Annotated in this window: 27 protein-coding genes and 1 pseudogene; 3 read left to right on the top strand and 25 right to left on the bottom strand. The window is 41.6% G+C overall.

What is annotated here, in order from left to right; translation table 11 throughout:
• The first annotated feature begins 38 nt into the window (after positions 1–38).
• Together coaD and AC3KVK_RS02940 are read left to right on the top strand one after the other, a co-directional pair.
• Positions 39–521: a pantetheine-phosphate adenylyltransferase gene (coaD, locus tag AC3KVK_RS02945; protein WP_490310716.1), complete on the top strand. Its 483-nt coding sequence runs from the start codon at positions 39–41 to the stop codon at positions 519–521.
• Positions 518–1,963 carry a capsule assembly Wzi family protein gene (locus AC3KVK_RS02940; RefSeq protein ID WP_490310715.1) on the top strand — a complete coding sequence of 482 codons (1,446 nt, stop codon included), beginning with the start codon at positions 518–520 and terminating at the stop codon, positions 1,961–1,963. The genes coaD and AC3KVK_RS02940 overlap by 4 nt, the downstream gene beginning before the upstream one ends.
• Before the next feature lie 55 nt (positions 1,964–2,018).
• Here the strand turns inward: AC3KVK_RS02940 and AC3KVK_RS02935 are convergent, their stop codons facing one another.
• From AC3KVK_RS02935 to argC, 7 genes and pseudogenes are all read right to left on the bottom strand, one after another.
• On the bottom strand, positions 2,019–2,534 hold the full coding sequence (locus AC3KVK_RS02935) for a hypothetical protein (RefSeq protein ID WP_490310714.1): 516 nt from the start codon (positions 2,532–2,534) through the stop codon (positions 2,019–2,021).
• Between the two features lie 39 nt (positions 2,535–2,573).
• On the bottom strand, positions 2,574–2,780 hold the full coding sequence (locus AC3KVK_RS02930; protein WP_490310713.1) for a hypothetical protein: 207 nt from the start codon (positions 2,778–2,780) through the stop codon (positions 2,574–2,576).
• A 246-nt stretch (positions 2,781–3,026) separates the two neighbouring features.
• Positions 3,027–4,394, bottom strand: a pseudogene (gene argH / locus AC3KVK_RS02925) (argininosuccinate lyase); the annotation flags it as partial.
• A gap of 65 nt (positions 4,395–4,459) precedes the next feature.
• Positions 4,460–5,665 (bottom strand): argininosuccinate synthase, encoded by a 1,206-nt coding sequence (locus tag AC3KVK_RS02920; RefSeq protein WP_490310712.1) that lies wholly within the window; start codon positions 5,663–5,665, stop codon positions 4,460–4,462.
• Positions 5,666–5,674: 9 nt separating this feature from the next.
• The gene (locus AC3KVK_RS02915) at positions 5,675–6,595 is read right to left on the bottom strand and encodes an ornithine carbamoyltransferase (RefSeq protein WP_490310711.1); all 921 of its coding nucleotides are present in this window, start codon (positions 6,593–6,595) and stop codon (positions 5,675–5,677) included.
• Positions 6,596–6,603: 8 nt separating this feature from the next.
• Positions 6,604–7,365, bottom strand: a complete 762-nt coding sequence (gene argB / locus AC3KVK_RS02910; protein ID WP_490310710.1) for an acetylglutamate kinase — start codon at positions 7,363–7,365, stop codon at positions 6,604–6,606.
• Entirely contained in the window at positions 7,358–8,374 is a 1,017-nt protein-coding gene (gene argC / locus AC3KVK_RS02905) for an N-acetyl-gamma-glutamyl-phosphate reductase (RefSeq protein WP_490310709.1), read from the bottom strand. The genes argB and argC overlap by 8 nt, the downstream gene beginning before the upstream one ends.
• 186 nt (positions 8,375–8,560) lie before the next feature.
• Between argC and argE the strand changes: the two genes are divergently transcribed.
• Positions 8,561–9,706 (top strand): acetylornithine deacetylase, encoded by a 1,146-nt coding sequence (gene argE, locus AC3KVK_RS02900; RefSeq protein WP_490310708.1) that lies wholly within the window; start codon positions 8,561–8,563, stop codon positions 9,704–9,706.
• 220 nt (positions 9,707–9,926) lie between these two features.
• On the opposite strand, the gene AC3KVK_RS02895 is transcribed toward argE, so the two are convergent.
• From AC3KVK_RS02895 to AC3KVK_RS02810, 18 genes are all read right to left on the bottom strand, one after another.
• Positions 9,927–10,313 carry a VOC family protein gene (locus AC3KVK_RS02895; protein WP_490310707.1) on the bottom strand — a complete coding sequence of 129 codons (387 nt, stop codon included), beginning with the start codon at positions 10,311–10,313 and terminating at the stop codon, positions 9,927–9,929.
• A gap of 153 nt (positions 10,314–10,466) precedes the next feature.
• Positions 10,467–11,543 (bottom strand): alanine racemase, encoded by a 1,077-nt coding sequence (alr, locus tag AC3KVK_RS02890; RefSeq protein ID WP_490310706.1) that lies wholly within the window; start codon positions 11,541–11,543, stop codon positions 10,467–10,469.
• A 3-nt stretch (positions 11,544–11,546) separates the two neighbouring features.
• On the bottom strand, positions 11,547–12,926 hold the full coding sequence (gene dnaB, locus AC3KVK_RS02885; protein ID WP_490310705.1) for a replicative DNA helicase: 1,380 nt from the start codon (positions 12,924–12,926) through the stop codon (positions 11,547–11,549).
• Positions 12,927–13,052: 126 nt separating this feature from the next.
• Positions 13,053–14,000 (bottom strand): DUF4097 family beta strand repeat-containing protein, encoded by a 948-nt coding sequence (locus tag AC3KVK_RS02880; protein ID WP_490310704.1) that lies wholly within the window; start codon positions 13,998–14,000, stop codon positions 13,053–13,055.
• Between the two features lie 11 nt (positions 14,001–14,011).
• Positions 14,012–14,518: a hypothetical protein gene (locus tag AC3KVK_RS02875; protein ID WP_490310703.1), complete on the bottom strand. Its 507-nt coding sequence runs from the start codon at positions 14,516–14,518 to the stop codon at positions 14,012–14,014.
• The gene (locus AC3KVK_RS02870; protein ID WP_490310702.1) at positions 14,505–15,077 is read right to left on the bottom strand and encodes an RNA polymerase sigma factor; all 573 of its coding nucleotides are present in this window, start codon (positions 15,075–15,077) and stop codon (positions 14,505–14,507) included. Before AC3KVK_RS02870 ends, AC3KVK_RS02875 begins: the two co-directional genes overlap by 14 nt.
• Positions 15,078–15,304: 227 nt before the next feature.
• Positions 15,305–17,092, bottom strand: coding sequence for a DUF7305 domain-containing protein (locus AC3KVK_RS02865; RefSeq protein WP_490310701.1), 1,788 nt, complete (start codon positions 17,090–17,092; stop codon positions 15,305–15,307).
• 10 nt (positions 17,093–17,102) lie between these two features.
• Positions 17,103–17,621 (bottom strand): PilW family protein, encoded by a 519-nt coding sequence (locus tag AC3KVK_RS02860; RefSeq protein ID WP_490310700.1) that lies wholly within the window; start codon positions 17,619–17,621, stop codon positions 17,103–17,105.
• Positions 17,621–18,046: a type IV pilus modification PilV family protein gene (locus AC3KVK_RS02855; protein WP_490310699.1), complete on the bottom strand. Its 426-nt coding sequence runs from the start codon at positions 18,044–18,046 to the stop codon at positions 17,621–17,623. Before AC3KVK_RS02855 ends, AC3KVK_RS02860 begins: the two co-directional genes overlap by 1 nt.
• Entirely contained in the window at positions 18,037–18,483 is a 447-nt protein-coding gene (locus AC3KVK_RS02850; protein WP_490310698.1) for a pilus assembly FimT family protein, read from the bottom strand. The genes AC3KVK_RS02855 and AC3KVK_RS02850 overlap by 10 nt, the downstream gene beginning before the upstream one ends.
• A complete protein-coding gene (locus AC3KVK_RS02845; protein WP_490310697.1) occupies positions 18,480–18,905 on the bottom strand; it encodes a type IV pilin protein in 426 nt (141 codons plus the stop codon). Before AC3KVK_RS02845 ends, AC3KVK_RS02850 begins: the two co-directional genes overlap by 4 nt.
• A 279-nt stretch (positions 18,906–19,184) precedes the next feature.
• A complete protein-coding gene (rplI, locus tag AC3KVK_RS02840) occupies positions 19,185–19,637 on the bottom strand; it encodes a 50S ribosomal protein L9 (RefSeq protein ID WP_086744269.1) in 453 nt (150 codons plus the stop codon).
• Positions 19,638–19,672: 35 nt separating this feature from the next.
• On the bottom strand, positions 19,673–19,900 hold the full coding sequence (gene rpsR, locus AC3KVK_RS02835; protein WP_086744268.1) for a 30S ribosomal protein S18: 228 nt from the start codon (positions 19,898–19,900) through the stop codon (positions 19,673–19,675).
• The gene (gene priB, locus AC3KVK_RS02830; RefSeq protein ID WP_490310696.1) at positions 19,875–20,222 is read right to left on the bottom strand and encodes a primosomal replication protein N; all 348 of its coding nucleotides are present in this window, start codon (positions 20,220–20,222) and stop codon (positions 19,875–19,877) included. Before priB ends, rpsR begins: the two co-directional genes overlap by 26 nt.
• 17 nt (positions 20,223–20,239) lie before the next feature.
• Positions 20,240–20,581, bottom strand: coding sequence for a 30S ribosomal protein S6 (gene rpsF, locus AC3KVK_RS02825; protein WP_086744266.1), 342 nt, complete (start codon positions 20,579–20,581; stop codon positions 20,240–20,242).
• Positions 20,582–20,780: 199 nt separating this feature from the next.
• Positions 20,781–21,518: a 23S rRNA (guanosine(2251)-2'-O)-methyltransferase RlmB gene (gene rlmB, locus AC3KVK_RS02820; RefSeq protein WP_490310695.1), complete on the bottom strand. Its 738-nt coding sequence runs from the start codon at positions 21,516–21,518 to the stop codon at positions 20,781–20,783.
• Between the two features lie 3 nt (positions 21,519–21,521).
• Positions 21,522–24,020 carry a ribonuclease R gene (gene rnr / locus AC3KVK_RS02815; protein WP_490310694.1) on the bottom strand — a complete coding sequence of 833 codons (2,499 nt, stop codon included), beginning with the start codon at positions 24,018–24,020 and terminating at the stop codon, positions 21,522–21,524.
• Between the two features lie 91 nt (positions 24,021–24,111).
• The gene (locus AC3KVK_RS02810; RefSeq protein WP_490310961.1) at positions 24,112–24,684 is read right to left on the bottom strand and encodes a tetratricopeptide repeat protein; all 573 of its coding nucleotides are present in this window, start codon (positions 24,682–24,684) and stop codon (positions 24,112–24,114) included.
• Positions 24,685–24,786 lie beyond the last annotated feature (102 nt).

Below are 24,786 nucleotides of genomic sequence, written 5' to 3'. Positions count from 1 at the left end.
CTTATATCGTTACTAATTTTTTGTGAATTAAACGCATTATGAATGTAAAAGCAATTTATCCAGGCACGTTTGATCCCCTTACCAATGGCCATTCTGACTTAGTAGAGCGCGCAGCAAAAATGTTTGATCACGTCACATTTGCGATAGCGTTCAACCCAAATAAACAACCTTTTTTTACTCTTGATGAGCGCGTCAGTTTAGCAAATGAAGTATTAGGACATATTCCCAATGTTGACGTAATTGGCTTTTCGGGCCTCTTAGCTGATTTAGCTAAAGAACAACATGCTAATTTGCTTGTTCGTGGGCTTCGTGCAGTGTCAGATTTTGAATTTGAATTGCAACTTGCCAATATGAACCGCAGTTTAAATCCAAATTTAGAAAGCATTTTTTTAACTCCTTCAGTTGAGAACTCCTTTATTTCATCCTCTCTCGTTAAAGAAGTCGCATTGCACCAAGGTGACATCAGTAAATTTGTACACCCTGCGGTTGAAAAAGCATTAAAGGAAAAAATTAGCGGATGATGTTACGTCGCACCCTTATTACTTGCGCTTTATTAACTTGTTCAAGTCTGCGGGCCGAACCGTGGATTGGCACCACCGATACTTACTTGCGTCAATCGATTGAACAGCTGGTAAGTTATGGCGTGATACGCCGCCCGGTCAATAACTACCCTCTAATGTGGCAAGGCATAGCACAAGACTTAAGCCAAGCTCAGCGAAATCAGCTCCCAAAAGAAGCTGAATTTGCTTTTAATCATGTTCGCCATGCCTTACGTTTTGCTCAAAAAGGCACCCGCTCTGGTATTAAAATTAAACTTAATAGCCGCCCCTCTGACACTCAAAGTTTTGGTGAGCGCTACCAAGAAGAAGCCGCGATCCAGGGCTACAGTGTGTTAATGGGTAATAACGTCACGGCTAAAGTAAGCGTTCAAGCAGCATATAACGCCAACAATGATAAAACCCTGTCGTACGATGACAGCTATTTAGCCGTATTAATGGGTAACTGGGTCATCAGCGCTGAACAAGTAAATCGTTGGTGGGGGCCAGCTAACGACAATGCACTGATGCTATCAAACAATGCTTCTCCCATGAAAGCACTACGACTCAGCCGATTCAACAGCGATTACTTTGGTCCTAATTTATTATCATTTATCGGTAATTGGCAGTTTACCGCCTTAATTGGCGAGCAAAAACACCCAAGCCAAACGCCTGTTACTAATAAATTTTGGGGAGCTCGTTTTGCAGCAACCCCATTAACAGGCCTCGAAATAGCCTATAGTCAAACAGCCCAATTTGATGCCAGTGATCAAGCCGATGACGTTGGCGATTTGGGTAACGTTATGCTGGGTAAAAATAAAATAGACCCTGCTACAGGGCTAAATTATTACAATCAGCTCAGTGCAGTTGATATTAAATATTCAACACTCCTATTCGGTCATAGCGGCGCTATTTATGGTGAGTTTGCAGGCGATAAACAAAGCAGTCTACTACCCGAATCAACCAATCACACTCTGGGCGCAGAGCTCTTTTTTGGTGATGTTGATTATGTTATCAAAAGCTATCTAGAGCACAGTAACACCCAGAAAACTTGCGCAAGCTTAGATAAACATTTTCATTGTGGTTATCAACACCCTGCGTTCAGCGACGGCTATCAGCATTACCAACAAATACTCGGAGCAAGCATCGGGCCATTTGCCACGAGTAATACTCTCGGTCTTCAATACCATCAAATCAATGGGGTCGCTGCCTATACAAAGCTTCGCCAGATAGAATTTGATCGACCACTAGGTCAACTCGACGAAACGGCCATCAATGAACAACTACAAATAGAAGTGGGTTATCAGCAAGGTATCTTTGACGGGTTATTTAAAGTATCGGCCAGTGCTTGGCGAGAAAAAAGCGAGTCAGACAACCAAACCCAGAACTTCAGCGCCGTACAAATGAGTTGGGAATATCGATTTTAAGAAATTTGAAAAGTGCCTATCGTATTTCAGACGAGCCACACACCATAAAAAAGCGCTAAGTCAGCGCTTTTTTTGTGAATAACTTAGGAATACAACTTATTTTCAAAAAGTCTTTAGCTACTATTAGAGAGACTATCATCGAAAAGTCTATTGCATTCATTCCAATGGAGTATAAACTCCAAAGCCACCACTCCTCTCTATTCATTCTTACATTAATATCAATATGCATACTTAAAAATAAAATAGCATTGAGTATCAATCCAATATAGATAAGGTAGATGGCACTATTTACCTCAAATTTAAAGAGTCTATGAGTAATGTAAATTAAAAAGATGGTGAAAAAGTCAAAATAAAGCCAGAAAAGATAAATTTGGGTTTTATCTGAAATATATAAATCCCAATCTCCACTGATGAAATATGACATAAACATAATCAGGGATGTTGACATAACAGATAAATCTTTTCTTGCTTCAGTAAAGTACATCAGCAAACTAAAAAAGAATGCCATCAAGAATCCCCAAACCATCAAGCCATTAAAATGTATCCCTAAGTATTCACTAAAAAAAAGCATTTTAAACTCTTATATTATTTAAGACTCTCTCGATAAGATCTACCGTTCAGTCTTAATGTCAGGAAGGATAACACCACCACCGCCACGCTGTAGCTGCGCACCACCTATTTCCATCGCCTGCTGAGAAAAGGTCACTTTATCAGACTGTAGGGTGTTTGTACCAGTGCTTTGCGTTTGAGCTGGTTGAGTATTTTGATTTTGAGCATAAGCTAGGGCTGAAACACCGCTATTTGCGTTAATTTGCATGTTAATTTCCTTGTAAATTAATTAAATAAATAGATTCAGCAGTCTGGTGGCTCATTTCACAATAGACACAAAACTGACAGGTTGAAGTATCCAATTACAATTTTTTGACACATCATTTAACTTGTAGCAAAATTGAGGCCAAGTTTATTTTTTTATTCACTAACTCCATAAAAAGTCATAAAAAAACACGCTCAAGGCGTGCTTTTAACATATTAAGTAATTGTTTCTTACTTAGCTCTTAAAAACCTCACTTTGTCGAGCAACAGTAATGGCTGATTTGACCTGCTCAAGAGAGGTCCCACCTAATGCAACTCGCGCATTAATGCACGCATCAAGCTCCAACACAGGGTAAACATCTTGCTCTATTACCGCACAGACCTGCTGAAATTGCTCCAACTTCAGTTGCTCTAAGCTTTTACCTTCTGCAATTGCTATTTGCACTAATTGACCAACGATATGATGACCTTCTCGAAAAGGAATACCTTTTTTTACTAAATAATCCGCAAGCTCAGTCGCATTGGCATGACCACCTCGGGCTGCTTGCTCGGTTCGCCCAGCATTAACTTGGACACCGCTAATGCAAGCTTGTGCCATATGAATACAGGCAAGCCATGTCGGCATCGCATCAAACAGCCCTTCTTTGTCTTCTTGCATATCTTTGTTATAAGCTAAAGGTAGCGCTTTTAGCGTCATCATCATGGCAGAAAACGCACCAAATACTCGCCCAGTTTTACCGCGGATGAGCTCAAGCGCATCTGGGTTTTTCTTTTGCGGCATCAAAGATGAACCAGAAGTAACATTATCAGCTAATTCAATAAACCCTGCCTCGCCTGAGTTATAAAAAATCATATCTTCGGCTAAACGAGATAAATGCATCATGGAAATAGACGCACAGCTCAGTAGCTCAACGACAAAGTCACGATCAGACACAGCATCCAGACTATTACGACTAGCGGCACGAAAGCCTAAATGGGTGGCAAGTTGTTGCCGATCAATCGGATAAGCAGTCCCCGCTAGCGCACCAGAGCCTAGCGGGCACACATTCAATCGTGTCAATGCATCTTGTAATCGACTTTCATCACGGCTCAGCATTTCGTAATAAGCCATACACCAATGGCTAAACAGTACAGGCTGAGCGCGTTGCAAATGTGTATACCCGGGTAAAATAGTGCCCAGCTCACGTTCAGCTAGATCCACAAAACTCTTTTTAAGCTCAGCTAAAGCGAGCAATAACTGCTCAGCTGTTTCGCGACTCCACAATCGAAAATCAGTGGCCACTTGGTCGTTTCGGCTACGCCCGGTGTGCAACTTTTTGCCTAAATCACCCACTTTTTTAATCAGCGCATCTTCAACAAATGAATGAATATCTTCTGCATCTGACTCCTGAAGTAATGAAGGCGCTTCTTGCACCTCAATCAATAAAGCGTCAAGTGCAGCAACTAACGTCTTATGCTCTGTTTCAGTCAAAATGTTGACTTGCAAAAGTGCGCCCGCCCATGCGATTGATCCAACAATATCTTGTTCTGCTAGTTGATAATCAAACGGAAGCGAATCATTAAATTGCTTAAATGCTTGATCAGGCCCTGTTGAAAAACGTCCGCCCCATAATGCCATGTTTTATTCCTCATAAACCCAGTGAAAAAGGGCCTTTCGGCCCTTTAAAAAAGACTCGCCGTTATTTATTTCGCTTTATGTAATGCTGAAATACGACTCGCTAATGAATACAAACGAATAAACCCTTCAGCATGCGATTGGTCATACACATCATCAGCTCCGAAAGTCGCAAAATCTTCGCTATATAAACTGTTCGGAGACTGCTTTTGGACGGCTGTAACTTGGCCTTTATACATTTTTAACACCACTTCACCTGTCGCAACCGCACTTAACGCTTCTGCTCCGGCTAAAATCGAATCTTTAAGTGGAGTAAACCAGCGACCATCATAAACTAAATGAGAAAACTCGCCTGCCAGTGTCGCTTTCCATTTACGGCTCGCTTTATCATGGACCAATTCGTCAATCGCTTGCAGAGCTGCCATAATAACCGTTCCACCTGGAGTCTCATAACAACCTCGAGACTTCATACCAACCAAACGGTTTTCGACGATATCCACGCGCCCAATACCATGAACCGACGCTAATTTATTAAGCTTAACTAAACACTCATAAGGCGTTAATGTTTGACCATTGACCGCAACAACTTCACCTTGCTTAACAGTTAGCGTCACTAACTCAGCTTGATCCGGCGCTTGCTCTGGAGAGTTTGTCCACGTCCAGACTTGTTCGCTAGGCTGACACCAAGGATTCTCTAACTCACCACCTTCATGAGAAATATGCCATGCATTGGCGTCTCGGCTATAAATTTTGGTTGCTGAAGCCGAACAAGGAATATCACGCTCTGCTAAATAATCTAATAATGATTCGCGGCTGGTTAAGTCCCATTCACGCCAAGGCGCAATCACTTTCAAATCCGGAGCTAAAGCAGCAAAACAGCCTTCAAAGCGAACCTGATCGTTACCTTTACCAGTACAACCATGTGAGAGTGCATCAGCACCGACTTTTCTGGCTATTTCGACTTGTGCTTTTGCAATGATCGGACGAGCCATTGAAGTACCTAGTAAATAAGTGCCTTCGTAAATTGCGCCTGTTTTAAGTGTAGGGTAAATATACTCAGCAACCATCGCCTCTTTTAAATCGACGATATGACATTCTGATGCACCTGAAGCCAACGCTTTAGCTTCAACGCCTTCAAGCTCTTCAGCACCTTGACCAACATCAGCAACAAACGCAACAACTTCACAGCCATAATTCTCTTTTAACCAAGGAACAATGGCTGAGGTATCTAATCCACCTGAATAGGCTAAAACGACTTTTTTAATTGAACTCATGTTGATCTCTTAAACAAAATTTGGATTTAATAAAGTAACAAGCAAAGCATTTTGCGCATGCATGCGATTTTCTGCTTGCTGAATAATTTTAGATGCTGGGCCGTCCATCACTTGAGAAGTAATCTCTATTTCACGGTGAGCTGGTTGACAATGCAGCACGCTACTAGCACCGGTTAAATCCACCAGCTCCTGATTGACTTGGTAGGGCATGTACTTATCTTTCACCACTTTGAGTGGTGTGTTGTCACCCATCGATACCCAAGTGTCGGTGTAAACAGCATTTGCGCCAACGGCAGCTTCAACTCTATCGCTCACTTGAATTGACGCACCATTTGCAGAGGCAATCAGTTCAGCTTGCTTTACAATTTGCGCATCAGGTGAATGCCCCTTCGGACACACTGCCACAAAATCAGTTCCAAGCGTGGCGGCTAATAACATCAAAGAGTGTGTAACGTTATTACCTTCACCAAAATATGCGAGCTTGAGCTCACTCACATCGCCATGTACTTCTTGTAGCGTTAAAAAGTCAGCTAATGCTTGGCACGGGTGATACAAGTCACATAAGCTGTTTACAACTGGCACATTGGCGTACTCGGCCAAATCTTTTAACGTTACATGTTCATTTACCCGTGCAACGATGCAATCTGCCCAAGTCGAAATATTCAGGGCAAAATCTTTGACCGATTCACGACTACCCATACCGCCATTTTGCTGATCGAGATAGACTGCATGGCCGCCTAATTTATTGATTCCAATATCAAAAGACAAACGAGTTCGTAAACTCGGCTTTTCAAATAACGTGACCACCGACTTGCCCGCAAGCGCTTGGTTGAAGTCTTGCGGTTGCGCTTTAATTTTTTGCGCTAAATTGAGTAAGGCTAATAATTGCTGCTTGTTCAGCTCTAATCCGTGTAAATAATGCTGTAACATATCTATTCCTATGGGACGATTTTGGTTCCTACATGCTCTTGATTAAGTAGAGCGGTTAAGTTTTCTGGCTTTTGCCAACTCGAAATATAGACACCGCGTCGTAAATGTTGGGCAGCGAGTAAGCTCGTCTCAACTTTGACTTGCATCCCACCCAAGATCACTCCTGAAGCAATTAGTTCACTAATTTGTTGTGCATCCAACTGATGCAACGGTTGTTTATTTTCATCAAGTACCGCTTCGACATCCGTCATAAAAATAAGCTCGGCATCGAGAATTTTAGCAATTGCAGCAGCTGCTTCATCAGCATTGACGTTGTACCAAGTACCGTCGTTATCAAAACCAATCGAACTGATAATGGGTAACAAGTTACTTGCTAATAATGTCGGAACCAAATTAACACCGCCTTCACTGCATGTACCAACCAACCCTAGAGCTTTAAGCTTTTGACTACTCACAATCCCAGCTTCAAATAGGCTAATACCAACCGGTGTCATGTTTGAAGCGATTGCTTGCCCCATTAACTGCTTATTAGCACAGCCTGCTAGAGCACCGACAATATAGGGCATTTGCTCTCGGGGGCTGATCCGTAACCCTTCATGTTTACTGCTCACAAAACCAGCATCTTGTAACCATGTATCGACTAGAGCGCCGCCGCCATGAACAATAATAAATTGTGCATTTTTTTGCTCACTCATTACCTTAAATAACGCAGAAGCAGCCTCTTCAGAATTTAAAACTGCCCCACCGAGCTTAATCACCCATTTAGTCATACTGACCTCCAACTAAGGTAAAATGAGCGCTAAGCCCCATTGCAATATTCATACATTGCAACGCCTGTCCCGCAGCTCCTTTGAGCAAATTGTCAATCGCACTCATAACAATCAACATATTGCCTTGCTGTTGCCAACCGATATCGACAAACGCTTGGTTAACTACGCCATTAATTGACGGGATTTTCTCACCTAACAATCTAATCAAAGGTTCATGAGCCAAACATTGATAAGCTTCGGCCACTTGCTCAGGGCTTACCCCTTCATTTAATTGCACATAAATGGTTTCTAAAATTCCACGAGGAAAATTACCTAAATGCGGAGTAAAAATTACTTTATGATTTAAGTAGCGTTCTATTTCAGGGCTATGTCTGTGATTAAATAAACCGTACGGTTTTAAGCTCACTTCACAAAACCCAGTCGATATATTGGCTTTACGGCCAGCACCACTCACACCCGACACCGCGTTGATAATAATAGGTAAATCATTCACTAAGCCTGCATCAACTAAAGGTTTTAATGCGTTGAGTGCCGCGGTTGGATAACATCCCGCAACAGCCACTAACTGTGCTTTAGCAATTGCTTCTGCGTTCCATTCAGCTAAACCATAAGCCGCTTGTGCTAATAGCTCGGGTTGAGAATGGCTAAAGCCATAATAACGTTGATAATCTTCATCACTGCTCAGACGAAAACCGCCAGATAAATCAAAGACTCGCTTGCCCATTTCAAGAAATTGAGGGGCTAAATCAACGCTGACTTTGTGCTCAGTACACAAGCAAACATAATCGGCTTGCTGTTCTATGAGTTGCAGAGCACTAGAGTTTAAAGGCTGAAGTGGTAAATCAATCAAGCCGGAGTATTGAGGATATAAATCACTAAGTAGCTTTCCTTGATCTAAACTTTGTTCAGATACAAATAAACCTGCTAACGTTAATTTAGGATGTACAGCAACTAATCTAGCCAATTCGGCTCCGCTATACCCACTTGCACCAACAATAATGACGTTCATGACACCTCAAAAAAAACAGCTTATGCCGCACTAAATTTACTTTGCTAATAATAGAAAACTGCTATCGTCAACATGCATTCATAATATGACAAAAAAACGATGCGGCTTACTATTTTGAATTGCTAAGCAGCATAAATAGATTTAAATTAATATGCAACAATCTTGCATAATTATTTTGGAGTTTTTATGGCTCAGCCGACATTTCTTGATATGTACCAACAACTCATTGCTTCACCTTCTATTAGCGCTACGGTCGAGCACCTTAATTTGAGTAATCGAGGTGTTATAGACTTGATAGCTACATGGGCGGAGTCGCTCGGATTTCAGTGTGAAGTGACAGAACTGACCGAGGCTCCCGGAAAGTTTAATCTGGTCGCTAAATTAGGCGAAGGGGATGGTGGTTTAATGCTCGCTGGGCATACTGACACCGTCCCTTTTGATGATAGCCGCTGGCAAGTCGACCCGTTTCAGTTAACGTTAAAGGAAGACAAACTCTATGGATTAGGTAGCATCGATATGAAAGGTTTTTTTGCCTTCATTTTTAATGCACTCCAGTCTATTGATTTAACAAAACAAAAAAAGCCGCTTATCATTCTTGCCACCGCCGATGAAGAAACGACAATGGCAGGGGCGCAACAAATAGCAAAGCACGATAATTTAAAACCCGAGCGATGTATTATTGGCGAACCCACTGACATGGTTCCGGTTTTTATGCACAAAGGTCATATGTCTGCTGCAATTCGAGTGATAGGGAAAGCAGGCCATAGCTCCGATCCTGACGCTGGGCTTAACGCGATAGAAATCATGCACCTTGTTACTAGCAACTTACTGAGACTGAAAGAGCAGTTAAAGAATAACTATTCAATTAATCATTTTGCAGTGCCCTATCCCACTCTCAACTTAGGTCATATTCATGGTGGTGATAATGCAAACAGAATTTGTGGCTGTTGCGAGCTTCACATTGACCTTCGCCCACTACCTGGAATTAGTATTCCAGAATTACAAGCTTTGCTGCTTGATGCAGTCAAAGACATTAATCAACGCTACCCGAATTCTGTTGAAGTCATTGATTTACATGATCCGATCCCTGCATTTACCGGAACAGTTGATAGCAGCTTAGTCAAACTAGCCGAAGCAATTTCAGGGCAACCAGCACAAGCCGTAAACTACTGTACAGAAGCACCATTTATTCAACAGTTGGGATGTCAAACAATTGTGATGGGACCGGGCTCCATTAGACAAGCCCACCAGCCGGATGAATTCCTTGCGGTTGAGAAAATAGCACCCACCCAGACAATGATTAAGGAGTTAATTTTACAAAGTTGTTTTTAACTAAATAACTTTATTACCGGATAAAAACTCTATTTTACGCTGGGTTACTTTCTACGATGAGAGTAACCCGCTTGAGATAAATATCTTGAACTATTACTTTAACGTCTCTTTTTGATCAACTTCTCATCCACCACTGCGATTAAATAGGTGAGTCAAACTTCTGAGTAAACATGCTGCTTAACCTTACCTGTGGAAGTTGTTTACTCAGAGAATCGGTTAACTACTCATCACTGCTAATAGCAATGAGTGTGCCTTCTATTGAACGTACGTAGGCAACTGTTTGCCCCCACGGTTTTTCTACAGGCGGAGCCAACGGCTCTGCTCCAGCTTGAATGGCTTTATCATAAGCGGAGATGACGTTGTCACTTTGGAATACGATTTCAAATCCCAATGCGGGTTGCTTAGGTTGTGAACGAATATAACTCTGTTTAAAGTGCGATTGTGCTAAAGGGTGGGCTGCGAAGCCGAGTTTCACGCCGCCAGTATCTAGCTCCCCATACTGACCTGACTCATCTAGCACCAACGCAACAATACCAAATGCTTGATAATAAAAGTCGAGGGTTTCTTCTACATCATCAACATAAATGATTGTTTTTAAATGCTCCATTCTTACCTCAGCCCATTTCACCTTATTGTTTAATAAAGCATAAATATCAAACAATTTCTAGCGATGATTCATTTAACCGGGCGCAGAAAATCGAAGGCTTAAATAGCGAGATCCAGATTGGTTATATAAAGAATATAAAGCATTAAATCTATTTTATTCTTTATATAAATAGTCGACTCTTGGCGTAATATTACACAGCAACTCGTAAGGAATTGTTCCTGCGTGCTGAGCCACGACCTCGACAGGTAATTCTGGCCCCCATAAAATCGCCTCGTCGCCAATTTTCGTATCAGTAATTGGCCCTAAATCGACCGTAATCATATCCATCGACACTCGACCCACTAACGGAACCTTTTCACCATTAACAATTATGGGCGTGCCCGTTGGTGCATGGCGCGGATAACCATCACCATAACCAATAGCTATCACCCCTACCTTTGTATCTCTTGGGCTTTGCCATGTTGAGCCATAACCAATCGCATCACCTTTTTTTATTTGGCGTATTGATATCACTCTGGTTTTCAAACGCATGACTGGCTGTAATTGATGGTCAGCACCAATACAATTTTGCATCGGTGATACCCCGTACATCATCAACCCTGGGCGGACCCATTCGCCATGAGTGTCAGGCCAACCGACAATAGCGGCCGAGTTAGCTAAACAATGCTGCTGGTTTTTCCCTGCCACTAATTGATTGAATAATTTCAACTGTTGCTGAGTTTTCTGATCGTTTAAATCATCAGCGCAGGCAAAATGCGTCATCAGACGAATTGCAGGGTGAACATTTTTGCACGCTAATAAAGCCTGATAAGTCGCATCAAATTCTTCTGGTGTCACACCTAAGCGGTGCATTCCGGTATCCACTTTAAGCCACGTAATGAGCTGACCATCAAGATCATTCGCCTCAAGAGCAGCCAACTGGGAGCAATCATGAACAATGGTTTGAAAATTATTCGCTAGTAAAATCGGTAAATCTTGTGGTTCAAAAAAACCTTCAAGTAAAACAATTGGTTTAACCAGACCACCTGCGCGTAATGCAAGCGCTTCGTCTATTCGTGCCACTGCAAATGCATCGGCTTGATCTAAACGCTTGGCAATGGGCACTAAACCATGGCCATAGGCATTAGCTTTTAAAACAGCCATGATTTGGCTATGAGTTGCAAATTTTTTAACTTGATTAAAGTTGTGCTCAAGCGCACTGAAATTTATTTCGGCGGTCGCCAAACGCATTATTTAATACTCATCATCAACAGCTGGCCCCGTGTAGTTATCAAAACGAGAAAACTGGCCTTGGAACGTCAAACGTACTTTACCAATTGGGCCATTACGTTGTTTACCAATAATAATTTCGGCGACCCCTTTATCCATACTGTCTTCGTTATAAACTTCATCACGGTAGATAAACATGATTAAATCGGCATCCTGCTCAATAGAGCCTGATTCTCGTAAGTCTGAGTTTATAGGGCGTTTGTCTGCACGTTGCTCAAGCGTACGGTTTAGCTGCGAAAGCGCTATCACAGGGCACTCTAATTCTTTAGCCAATGCTTTGAGAGACCGAGATATTTCAGCTATCTCTAAGGTTCGATTATCCGAAAGACTTGGAACACGCATAAGCTGTAAGTAATCGACCATGATCATACTGATGCCACCATTATCGCGGGCAATACGACGCGCTCGCGAACGTAGTTCCGTTGGGGTCAGTCCTGATGAGTCATCAACAAACATTTTACCCTTTTCTATCAATAACCCCATGGTCGACGATAATCGCGCCCAATCATCATCATCCAGTTGACCTGTTCTGACTTTGGTTTGATTAATTCGGCCAAGGGATGCAAGCATACGCATCATGATTTGTTCTGAAGGCATCTCTAACGAGAAGATCACTACAGGCTTGTCTTGTGTCATCGCGGCATGCTCTGCCAAGTTCATCGCAAAAGTGGTTTTACCCATTGATGGGCGGGCAGCGACAATTATCAAATCAGACGGTTGCATCCCAGCGGTCATTTTATCTAAATCAGAATAACCTGAGCTCACTCCGGTAATACCATCTTGTGGTGATTGATAGAGTTCTTCAATCTTATCGATGGTTTTTTCTAAGATAGTATGAATATTTTGTGGGCCTTCAGAGCTTTTAGTTCGCTTTTCGGCAATTTTAAACACTTTACTCTCGGCTAAATCCAGTAGCTCATGACTCGCTCGTCCTTCTGGATTAAAACCTGCTTCGGCAATTTCATTGGCTACAGAAATCATTTCTCTAACCACGGCTCGTTCACGCACAATTTCTGCGTACGCATTGATATTGGCAGCACTTGGAGTATTTTTTGCAATTTCACCTAAGTATGAAAACCCACCAATACTGTCGAGCTGATTATTTTTTTCGAGGGTTTCAGAAATGGTTATTAAATCGATTGGTTGCCCTTGCTCGGCCAACTTTTCCATTGCTTCAAAAATGAAACGATGGGTACGAGTGTAAAAATCTTGTGCAACAACACGTTCCGCAACACGATCCCATGCTTCGTTATCGAGCATCAGACCGCCTAAAACAGACTGCTCCGCTTCAATTGAATGAGGAGCCATTTTAATGGTATCGACTTGTTTATCTGGTTTAGCCATGAGGTTTCTAATTACACGAACAATGGCTCTATTCTATCGGCTCTATACAGGTGTGGAAACACTAATTAGAAAAAGATTTCACCTTGCAGCCTATGCTACAAGGTGATGATGTGAATTTAATCTTGCTTACTTAGTTTTTTTCAAACGAACATGGCCACTGATGGTGTCGACTTCTATATCAGCTTGAGCGGTGCCCATATCAAATTTCAGGGTGCTCGAAGGTCCATATTTAGCTTTTTTTACGGTATCACTCGTGAGGTTATTACTAATTTTTCCTCCTGCATGTGTTTGCACTTCTATTTTAGCCGAAAGCGATTCTGGCAAACTGAGAGTGACACTGCCACTGACTGTTTCGATCTCTATTTGCGCATCAGGTTGTAAAGCACCGACCTCGATATTCGCAGTCCCGTTCACTGTGTTGATCTGAACTCGTTGAGTATTGGCTAACTTAAAATTAATCTCGCCATTCACACTCTCAGCACGTAATGATGATGCTTCAGTACGAGTTGTTAAGTCACCATTAACGGCTTCAAAGCGCAAGGTCCCCTTCGAATCATGGTCGTCAATGTTACCATTGACCGCACTGTAGCGGATATCGCCATTCAGCTTTTCACCTTTAATCTGCCCATTGACTGTATTAAGGCGAATATCGCCACTTAAGTTATTTGCTTCTATCCCGCCATTTACTGTTTCAATGTCGCTGCCACCTTGCACATCCGATATCATGACTTCTGTATTAACACCTTCAAAATAGACTTGGCTATTCTGAGGCACAAAAAATCTCAACTGAGAACCGTCTCGGTTATTACCACTGGTGCGCCTTGGCATTTTTACCTCAAAGTTCACCTCATCATTATCAGCATTAAGTTCATAACTTAATGCTTCATCATCTAATTCACCTTCGACTAAAAACGCATTTTTATCCCAAGTTTTTATTTCGCTGAAACCACTTGGGCTGGATATTTTTATTTTGGCATCACTTTGGATAACCCGCGATTGATTGATTGATTCACCAGCAAGTAGTGTCAATGGAAACAACGCCAGTAATGCCAACGTATTTATTAATTTATTCATCTCAATCCCTCTTAAATATGTTGTAAGCTTGGTTTGTGGACACGGTTAATTAAATCTAATTGCTGCTGATAGACTTGCGATAACATACGCAACAACGTTGGATTTTTTGAATCATTCTCCAGTGCTAGTTTAATCGCCGCTTCGGCACTTTCTAATTCAGCCAGTTGCACCTGCCAATCTTCTGTTAATGCCGGTTGCATTTGGTACTGCACTAATAAAGCGGATTTTTCTGCTTCGTATAAATTGCTCATAGCAACAATGGGGTCAATTTGTGTATTGGTGTTAAGCGAAACATTCACCAATAAAGCAAACGCACAAACACTGGCAGCCATGGCTAAATATTTCACTTTTGAATGCTTGGCAGTCATCGCTGCAGTTTGTTGTTCTTGCCCATCAATTGCCCGCTCGATTCCCCGCCATAAATCGGCCTGTGGCGTGATATCATGATTCAGCTCTCGTAATGACTGAGTTAAAAATGCATCAAAGTTTTTGTCATTCGACTGATTATTTTTGCTCATTTTGATACCACTCCTGTAATAATTGCCTTGCGCGATGGTACTGTGACTTACTTGATCCCACGGCCATATTTAGCATGTTACCAATTTCTTCATGGCGATAACCTTCGACAGCGTGCAATACAAATACTAAACGCGCACGCTCTGGTAAACGCACAATGAGTTTATCCAACCCTTCAATACCATGGCATTGCTCAATAGCTTGCTCTGGCATACCTTCGGTTTCAAAACTCACCACTTTTTGCAACCAACTGGTTTGTTTACGCATATAACTGATCGCCACATTTGCTGTGACACTATGTAACCAAGTAGAAAACTTGGCCTTACCATCAAAACTATTAATTTTTTGCCAGAGCTGTACAAACACCTCTTGCGCCGCTTCTTGTGCAAAAGCTTCATTGGCGGTTAAACGTAGGCATAAGCCATAGACTCTTTTAACATGTAATTGATACAAGCCCGCAAAAGCAGTTTGGCAACCTTGCTGAGTTTGTATAATCAATCGCTCTTCATCTGAGGTGTCATCTAAGTCATTGGCAAAACGCTGTTTTGCATCAATCAACATCCGTATCCCAGTTTAATTTTATTTTGTAATACTCTATTAGACGCTAAGGGTAATTGAAAAGGTTTAAATCACAAGAGAGATATTTAGAATGTCGTTTTCACAGAACTCACAGTAAATGTTTATCAATCACCCAAGCAGATAAAACGTGTTAACTCATCACAGATTACAGCAGAGTTATTTTGCATGCCTAGAAATACAAACGGCGCATGATGCGCCGTTTGTATTATTTATTTTGAAGAGGCTTCTTCTTCCTCCGATTCGGCATGATATCGCCAACCTTTGAAAACTAATTTAGGGGAGGAGTTGCCAGCCACTCCACCTCCAATATTTCGTAAAGCGACATCAAACCGAGTTGTTCCTGTCCCACAGTTTTGCACTGTGCCACCGCGCATTGAGCCAGAAAATACCCCTGAGCCTCCAACATGAACATTCGTATCTGGGGCATAAATAGTGGCATTAATTTCAGCTGCAGAAGAAATATAAACACCATAATTACTAGGCTCCCCAGTACCACTTGCACAGGAAGTATCTTTTGGTGCTATTTTCATCTGGTTGTTAGCAGAAAAAAAGTTCAATGCATACAGTTTTTCATTTGGAAAACTAATTATTGGTTCTTCAACCGTTGCAGAATCTCGAATTTCAATGCGACCTTGAACATAAAAAGACAAGCTCACATTTTTACTAATGAACGCCTGACTTTGCAAAGCCTTTAAATTAAAATTACCAGCCACAAGTACAGCTATTTTTTTATTGGTACCGTCGCTAGAAATAAATTTTACATCACCACCATTAATCAAAAAATCATTGAAGAAATATACACCATCATATGTCGAATTTAAGATTTTCAAATTACTTGAATCGATATTTCTGATGGGCAAACTGCCAGAGTTTGTTCCGTTTTGGTAAGCATAATTGGCAGTTTTTTCTGTAAAGACAGCCACATTCCCCCATTTAGAAACCAGACTGTCTGCAGAGTCATTAAATAAAGGATTCATAGTATTAATTTGTAACGGGTCACATTCTTTTGACGTTGGTACAGGTCTGCCAAGCTCATCCAGTGTCTCTACCTTTGGTATTTTTAAGTTTGTATTTTTGGAGGATTCTGATAAAACCTTAGTGATTCCGTTATTAATATAAGTCGAGGTTGTACCTAATTTACCAACACCATAGAGAACATCTTCATAAGCGCTGTTATTATTGATTACTACACCGCCATGCAGCTCGATTAAATTTTTAGCTCGAATATAACCATTTACTGTAGATTGACTAATAATCACATCTTGTAAAGCCAATACATTACCATTGACAATACGGCTACTCGTTGATCCCCCAGCCATAAAAGTGATATCAAAATTAGCCCACAAATCGCCCTCAATAACAGCGGTTGATGCAACCTCAATTGAACCTGTAGACGTGATATCCCCCTTTACAGAACCTGAGCCCTTTAATTTAATATCTGCATTCTCTATAATTGTCTTTACATTAGCGTCGTTACCATTATAAGTCGAATCCTGAGAATGATAGCTTTCCAAGCCACCCGAAGCACCGTACGAAGCACCTTTACATCCAATTATGGCTTCGGGGTATAATGAGTTACCAGCACTTGGAACTAACTCATAGAAAGCTCTGATTTTTTTTTCACCTTCATAACGCTTCCCCCCACTGGTAACACTTAAAAAACCATCGCTAGTTTTCGAAAGTTCAACATTTGCCAACATGCCTTCAAGCATATTTATGGCTTCATAAGAAAACTTTCCATCCACCCCTTTACTCGCAATTAAATCATCTAGCGTTGAAGCTGGTAAGGCATTTAATTGCGAATTAAGATATTCGTTTGTAGAAAATAAACCTGATTCAGCCGCAAGCCTTGCATTGGTTTGCTTTTCAAAATTACCACTCAAGCGTTCTTGCATCGTGGTATCTTTCAGCGAGCTAATCACCACCACACTGGCCATCATACTTAACAGTAAAACCACGACGATAGTAAAACCTTGTTGTTTTTTCATTTGTTTCATCGGATTGGCCTTAGTTTAGAATATCAGCAGTTAAAGAAGTATCGATAGCAAGACCATTACCTAAATAGTCAGGCAATCCAGTTGGCTTGACTGTCGTGGTTACTAACTGACCGCTTAAGGCAAAGCTGAGACTTTCAACACCTGTGATTAAGGTTTGGGAGGCTCCCCCATCAATGGAGCATTTCAAATTAGGTGCATCAAAGAGATACACTTCGGTGTAATCGGCCACAGCCAACTGGCCTAAACAATTAATAGTATTGGCCTGTTGAGAAATAGTCAGCGTGTCGTTCAAAATGGCGGTCGTACTAACGACTGGCGCAGATAGCGTTTGCTTGAGAGTCCGCGTCATTACATCCGCAGTCGAACGGATCACCTCTTGTGAGTTTTCTAAGGCTTCAGTGCTACTGATAGTGGTTTTAATCGAGACAAATGCCATCGAAACACCACTTAATAAAAACATACTCGCAGCTAATGCAACCATTAATTCTATCAATGTGTAGCCATGCTGAGTTTGATGAATCGCGCGCATTATAAACTGCACCCCGCATTTAGATTTGGATACTCAGGGCTGAGTGTCACAGAATTCGCCAATTGATCAGTCATTCTGTCATCACTCCAACTGACGGTAATTGATAAGCTATTACTAAATGCGGCTGGCGCTGCTGGTGCCACTGTTAGGTTATAACGAGCCAGTGTAGGATCAAGCTTCGCCTCAAATGGCGCATCATATGCAACTACCCCATACTGCAAGCCACACAAATTAGCCCATACCCGCTCTACAGCATTATTAGCCTGAATAATTGAAACCGTATAATCGAGACTATTTGAAGCAAACTGCAGTGATTTAGCCTGACCAGAGGCCAACCCTAATAACGCAGTACTGGCGACCAGCATGGCTATAACAACTTCAAGTAAGCTAAACCCTTGCTGAGTTTTATTTAATTTTAAGCGCATGCGGTACCCTTACTTAACATACTTTGGCCGCTCACATAGATGCACAACAAATAGTCTTGTGTTGTTGCGTCTGCATCGGTCACGGTTAATGAACTAACCAGCGTACTGCCATACTGTGAAATGGTTAAATCACGTAACCCAGACACTGAGACACTGCTGTGGGTCGAGTTAAACTCTGCCAACACTTCTATCGGGGCAACCGTGGTTTTGACTTGCCATTTATTACCATTTTTTTTCAGTTGAATTGGTTTTTCGCGTTTAACTGCTTCAGCTCGTGCATACTTGTACACACTGTGTAATTGATTCGCATTGGTTACTAGTCGGTCTTGCTTTATTTGTTGGTAAAAATTAGGTAACGCCACTAGAGCCAAAATAGCGATAATGCTGACGACTACCATCAACTCAAGTAAGGTAAATCCATTACGTTGCTTCATCATTTCCAACACCCTGAAGTACTTGGAGTTTTAACGCCTTGATGATTAATTGTTAAACTGCCGCACGAATCCGAACTTTGGTCGCCTGTCGGTACAGCTTTAAGGGTAAACGCGCTATCAGAACTTTTGCTATAACTAAATCGATAAAACTCTAAAGTGGTTACACTGAATGATGCGGGGTATTGACCTTGACGAGAATATTGACGCTCTAATAACGCCGCATTTTGCAGCAGTATTTGCTGAGCATCGGCACGACGCGCTTTTTTGACATGATCAGAATAAGCTGGCAGCGCAATGGCACTTAAAATACCAATAATGCTAACTACTATCATCATTTCTATTAATGTAAAACCAAATTTATAACGCGATGCTTTCAATGTAATACCTTGAGTTATGTAAATAAATGTAAATGACAGCGGTGTCATTTGTGAAGTAGATATTACCGAAAAAAGCATTAGGCAGTAAAGCAGGAGAATGAAATTAGCGAAGCAAGATTAGAACATTTTTTAAGCAGCCATATTTTTTTTGAATATACTTAATTTTCCTAGCGTTAGGACCGTATAAAGGTAAAAAAACGAAACCAAATGTTGCAGTATTAGAATAGCATGAGTGAAATCTGTATATTATTTGTGAAACTGTAAAGTTTACAAAACAAAAAGCCGCGCAAAGCGCGGCTTTTTTAGCCAATCAATAAATATTATTGATTAAGCTTCAGCAATAACAACAACAGTAATCGTTGTAGTTACTTCTGCGTGTAATTGAATTGCTACTTCAAATTCACCTAATTCACGGATAGTACCGTTAGGTAGACGAACTTCTGATTTAGCAACTTCAATACCAACTGCTGAGATAGCATCAGCGATATCGCGAGTACCGATAGAACCGAATAACTTACCTTCATCACCAGCTTTAGATACTAAAGTAACTTCAGCTAATGCAGTTAGTTTATCAGCGCGCGCTTGAGCTGCTGTTAAACCTTCAGCGATTTTCGCTTCAAGTTCTGCACGGCGTGCGTCGAATGATTCAATGTTAGCAGCTGTTGCAGGAACGGCTTTACCTTTAGGGAAAAGGAAGTTACGCGCGTAACCTGATTTTACTGCAACTTGATCACCTAGAGTACCTAGGTTAGCGATCTTGTCTAGTAGAATAACTTGCATGTCTCTACACCTTTTAAAAACTGTTAGTCCGCTGCTTACTTATGTAAGTCAGTGTATGGAAGAAGGGCTAAGTAGCGAGCGCGTTTGATTGCTGCTGCTAATTGACGCTGGTATTTAGCGCTAGTACCTGTGATACGGCTAGGTACGATTTTGCCACTTTCTGTAACGTAGTTTCTAAGAGTAGCTAGATCTTTATAATCAATTTGTTGTACGCCTTCCGCTTTGAAGCGGCAGAACTTACGACGTCTGAAGTAACGTGCCATGAGATAAATCTCCTAAAATAATTCTTTCTATTTGATGGGCATGTAAAACTAACTGACTTAAGCCATTTCGGCCTTCGTGACGATTTAAAAAACCAAACACAGTCAATTGTGACCCAATCTGTAAGCCTTGAGTAGCCTCTTGTATTGCTTCGCCACTAGCAACAACTTGCATCCGAACATAACTATTACGGTTTAATCCGGCTTCAACTTGCTGTGAACGGTGTTCCAACACAAATATACAGTGTGGAATGCCCGCTGGGCTTTGACTAAACTTAGGTGTTTTACACACCGTGCCAGATAAAACAAGCTGGTTATTAGTCATACAAGTACTCAAAACGATTAAGCTTCAGTAGCTTCTCTTTTCTCTTCTCTTACAAGAGGAGATGCTTCAGTTACAGCCGTTTTAGTACGCATAACTAAGTTACGTAGTACTGCATCGTTATAACGGAAAGAAGTTTCAAGCTCGTTGATTACTTCAGATGTAGCTTCAACGTTCATTAGAACATAGTGGGCTTTATGAAGTTTATCGATTGGGTATGCCAATTGACGACGACCCCAGTCTTCTAAACGGTGGATAGTGCCACCAGCTTCAGTGATAGAACCAGTATAACGCTCGATCATGCCTGGTACTTGCTCACTTTGATCTGGATGAACCATGAATACGATTTCGTAATGACGCATGGGTATTCCTTACGGTTAGTTAGCCTTTTACCGTTTCAGCCGGTCGGTTTAAGGCAAGGAACTGATAGTTGTTTGGCTGAAAAGAGCGCGTATTTTACGTCTTCATTAATGATTAAGCAATAAACAAATAAAAAAATAACAAGGTTAAACTAAAAACAAAAAAGGCGACTTAAAGCCACCTTTTAATGCATTGATTTAATTATGATTTTCTTTGTCGTAAAATCTCAAATAAACAAATTCCTGTTGCGACCGATACATTTAAACTGGAGACCGTACCAACCATTGGAATTTTAACTAACTCATCACAGTGCTCACGAGTCAAACGGCGCATGCCTGTACCTTCAGCCCCCATCACTAATGCAACTGGCCCTGTCAATTTGGCGTCAAATACATGGGTGTCTGTTTCACCTGCCGTCCCAATCACCCATATTCCGGCTTCTTTAACTTCACGCAATGTACGTGCTAAATTGGTCACCTGAACTAAAGGAACGGTCTCTGCTGCACCACAAGCCACTTTTCTTGCAACACCATTCAATTTGGCCGAATTATCTTTAGGAACAATCACCGCATGAACTCCAGCCGCATCTGCGCTACGTAAACACGCCCCTAAATTATGTGGATCAGTCACGCCGTCGAGCACCAAGAAAAATGGCATTTCATGGCGAGCAATAATCTCATCCAGATCTTTTTCGCTGTAGCTTTTGCCTGCTTTCACTTTGGCAATTAAACCTTGGTGTTGCTCACCTTGCGCTTTTTCATCTAAAGTTTTACGGTGCATGTATTGGACAGAAACACCAAATTGCTGCGCTAACTCGAGCACTGGCGCTAATCTTTTATCTTCACGCCCTTTCAAAGCGTAGATTTCAATAAAACGCTCTGGTTCTTTGGCCAAAATAGCTTCCACGGAATGGAAACCAAAAATTAATTCATTACTCACTGATTATTTCGCTCCTAAATCACGGCCTGTGCCGTTGCGTTTCCGGGCATTCTTACCTGGACGTTTACGCTTCACAACTTTCTTTTTCTTCTTCTTTTTAGCCCCATCTTGCAGCGATTTAACGTCTACTTTTACGACTGACCTAGTTGAAGATTTAGACTTTTTAGCCGCTCCATCTGCTTTCGTTGCTGATTGACCACTTTTAGTCTCAGTTCCTGTTTTATCTTTTAATTTCTCTTTACCCGGAATTTTACCGGACTTAAGTTGCTGCCGAACACTAATTTTTTCTTCGATTGCCTTATTATTTCTGCGTCTTGAATAACGATCATTGGCTTGTTCAGATTGTAACCCTAAGTGGATACGACGCTCATCTAGGCTCACAGAGAGGACGGTCACTGAAATCTTATCACCTAAGCGATAAACTTGTTTGGTGTTTTCGCCAACCAAACAATGACGCGCACCATCAAAATGGAAGTAATCATTACCTAAAGCCGTGATGTGAACCAAACCATCAATAAATAAATCATCTAAACGAACAAATAAACCAAAACTGGTTACTGACGAAACTACCCCTGTAAAATGCTGCCCGACGCGGTCTTGCATAAATTCACATTTGAGCCAATCAGCGACTTCTCTGGTAGCATCATCTGCACGGCGCTCAGTTGTTGAACATTGCTCACCCAGCTGATCCACTTCATCAGGGGTATAAACATATTCGCCAGATGTTTTCTGTCCTTGTGCGTGTATCACCCCTTTTATTGCTCGGTGAACAACTAAATCAGGATAACGCCTAATCGGCGAAGTAAAGTGGGCATACGCTGGTAAAGACAGTCCAAAATGGCCTATGTTATCAGCTTGATACACAGCTTGTTTCATCGAACGCAGAAGCATGGTTTGAATTAACTCAATTTCAGGACGTTGCCCTAAGCGGCTTAAACTATCAGTTATGTCTTTTGGTGTAGGCTCTGCTGGAATGGTGTTTTCAATCCCTAGTTCGCCTAAAAAAGCTCTAAAATGAGTGAGTTTTTCACTATCTGGTTCGTCATGAACACGATATAACGCACTGGCCTCGTGTTTTTCCAATAACCGTGCAGCCGAAACATTCGCAAGGATCATACACTCTTCGATGAGTTTATGTGCATCGTTACGCTGCAGAGTCGTTATCGTTTCTATTTTTCGATGAGCATCAAAAATAAACTTAGCTTCAAGGGTCTCAAACTCAATCGCCCCCCTCTCTAAGCGAGCACCTTTTAAGGCCATATACATTTGATACAGATCTTGTAAGTGGGGCACCAAAGCTTGATGTTCTGACTCTGCGGTTTCGCCAGCCAAAATTGCAGCGACTTGGGTGTAAGTGAAACGAGCATGAGAATTCATAACAGCTTCGTAAAAACGATAACCCGACAAACGCCCCGCATCAGATACAGTCATTTCAGCGACCATACAAAGACGGTCAACTTTTGGGTTAAGTGAACACAAGCCATTTGAAAGCACTTTTGGCAACATAGGAATAACTTGTTCAGGAAAGTAAACTGAGTTCCCTCGATTTATTGCCTCTTGGTCAAGAGCCGTATTTTTACCCACATAATGCGAGACATCGGCAATAGCGACCCATAAACGCCACCCTCCACTTTTCTTTCGCTCACAATAGACCGCATCATCAAAATCTCGCGCATCTTCACCATCAATCGTAACAAGCGGCAATTGTCGTAAATCAACCCGCCCTTCTTTGTCTTTATCAAGCACATTCGTAGTTAAATGAGCGACTTGCTCAGTGACTGCATCTGGCCAAACGTGAGGTATATCGTGATTACGCAGTGCAACCTCAATCTCCATACCTGGAGCGAGGTGCTCACCTAAGACATCCAATACTCGACCAACAGCATTCATGCGCTGGCTAGGGCGTTGAGTGACCTCAATTTGTACCATTTGATTATGGCGAGCCCCATTTTCATTCCCTGGTAGAACAATAATATCTTGATTAATACGTGGATCTTCTGGCACAACAACCGCCATACCATGCTCAACAAAGTAACGACCAATAATCGGCGCACGCTCACCATCGAGCACTCGAACAATTCGCGCATCACACTTGTCACCTTTCCCTCGAGAAGCAGGCTTAGCTAAGACCCTATCTCCATGAAGTAGCCCTGCCATTTGATGCTTTGGAATAAACCAATCTTTACCCCCTTCATCTAGCGCTAAAAAGCCAAATCCATCTCGATGCCCGATAACCTTACCTTTAACAAGGCCTGCTTTATCTATAATGCAATAACATTTCTGTTTATTGAAAAATAACTGGCCATCACGCTCCATCGCTCTTAAGCGACGCTTCAGTGCAATCACTCGCTCTTCATCGAGTACGAGTAATTCAGCACATAGCTCATCAAATGAGGCTGGTTTTTGACGTGTTTGTAAATGAGTGAGAATAAATTCTCTACTAGGGACGGGGTTGTCGTATTTGTCTTGCTCGCGGCTTAAAAAGGGGTCTTGATTAGACATTAAGTGGCTTTATAAATGATTTATGCTGTTATTTTAAACCAAAAGCCACTAATGAAACAGGTTAAATTATTTTTACAGCGATTCAATCTCACTAAATTGGCTTTCGCGCTCGCTCAATGACACTTGCCGGCATTTTTTGCGCTAGTGACGCCAGTGCAGTCTGAGCTTGTTGATGCACTTTTTTATCTGCAATAATTGAATGAAATAACCACCGATAAGCATCTTCGTAATCTGCAGGGCTACCCACCCCTTGATTAAATAAGTCGACGAGTCTCAATTGCGCATTTAAATTCCCAAGTGCTGAGGCCTCCCTTAAAAACACGATGGCTTGGTTTAAATCTCGCTGCACAAAACGGCCAAGATGATAATAACGCCCCATTTGTTCGAGTGCTTCAGCTAAGCCTTGCTCGGCAGCCAAGCGCATATAATAAATACCCCGCTCGGCATCTTTATCAATACAGACTCCAAAAGCAAGCATGTCGCCAAAGAGAAACTGATACGCTGGTATGCCCATTTTAATTGCTCGAGCTTCAATATCTTGTACTAATTGGCATTCATCCAATTTCACACGGCTTAAATGAGCATTCTTTTTGATCAATGCTAACAACTCATCTTGAGTATAGAGTTGAACAGCTTCAAGTGGCGCAGCTGCTTTGGCGTACATCGGCCACAAGCAACAAAATAATAAAGCAATTTTTTTCATAGTCAGTTTCACGTCTTATTGATTACACAATTCATGCACACTAAATACTATTCAAGAAATAAG

This window comes from Pseudoalteromonas sp. J2K-J979, assembly GCF_058169715.2.
Note: the sequence above shows the minus strand (reverse complement) of the source record. Positions and strands in the feature narration are given on the sequence as shown.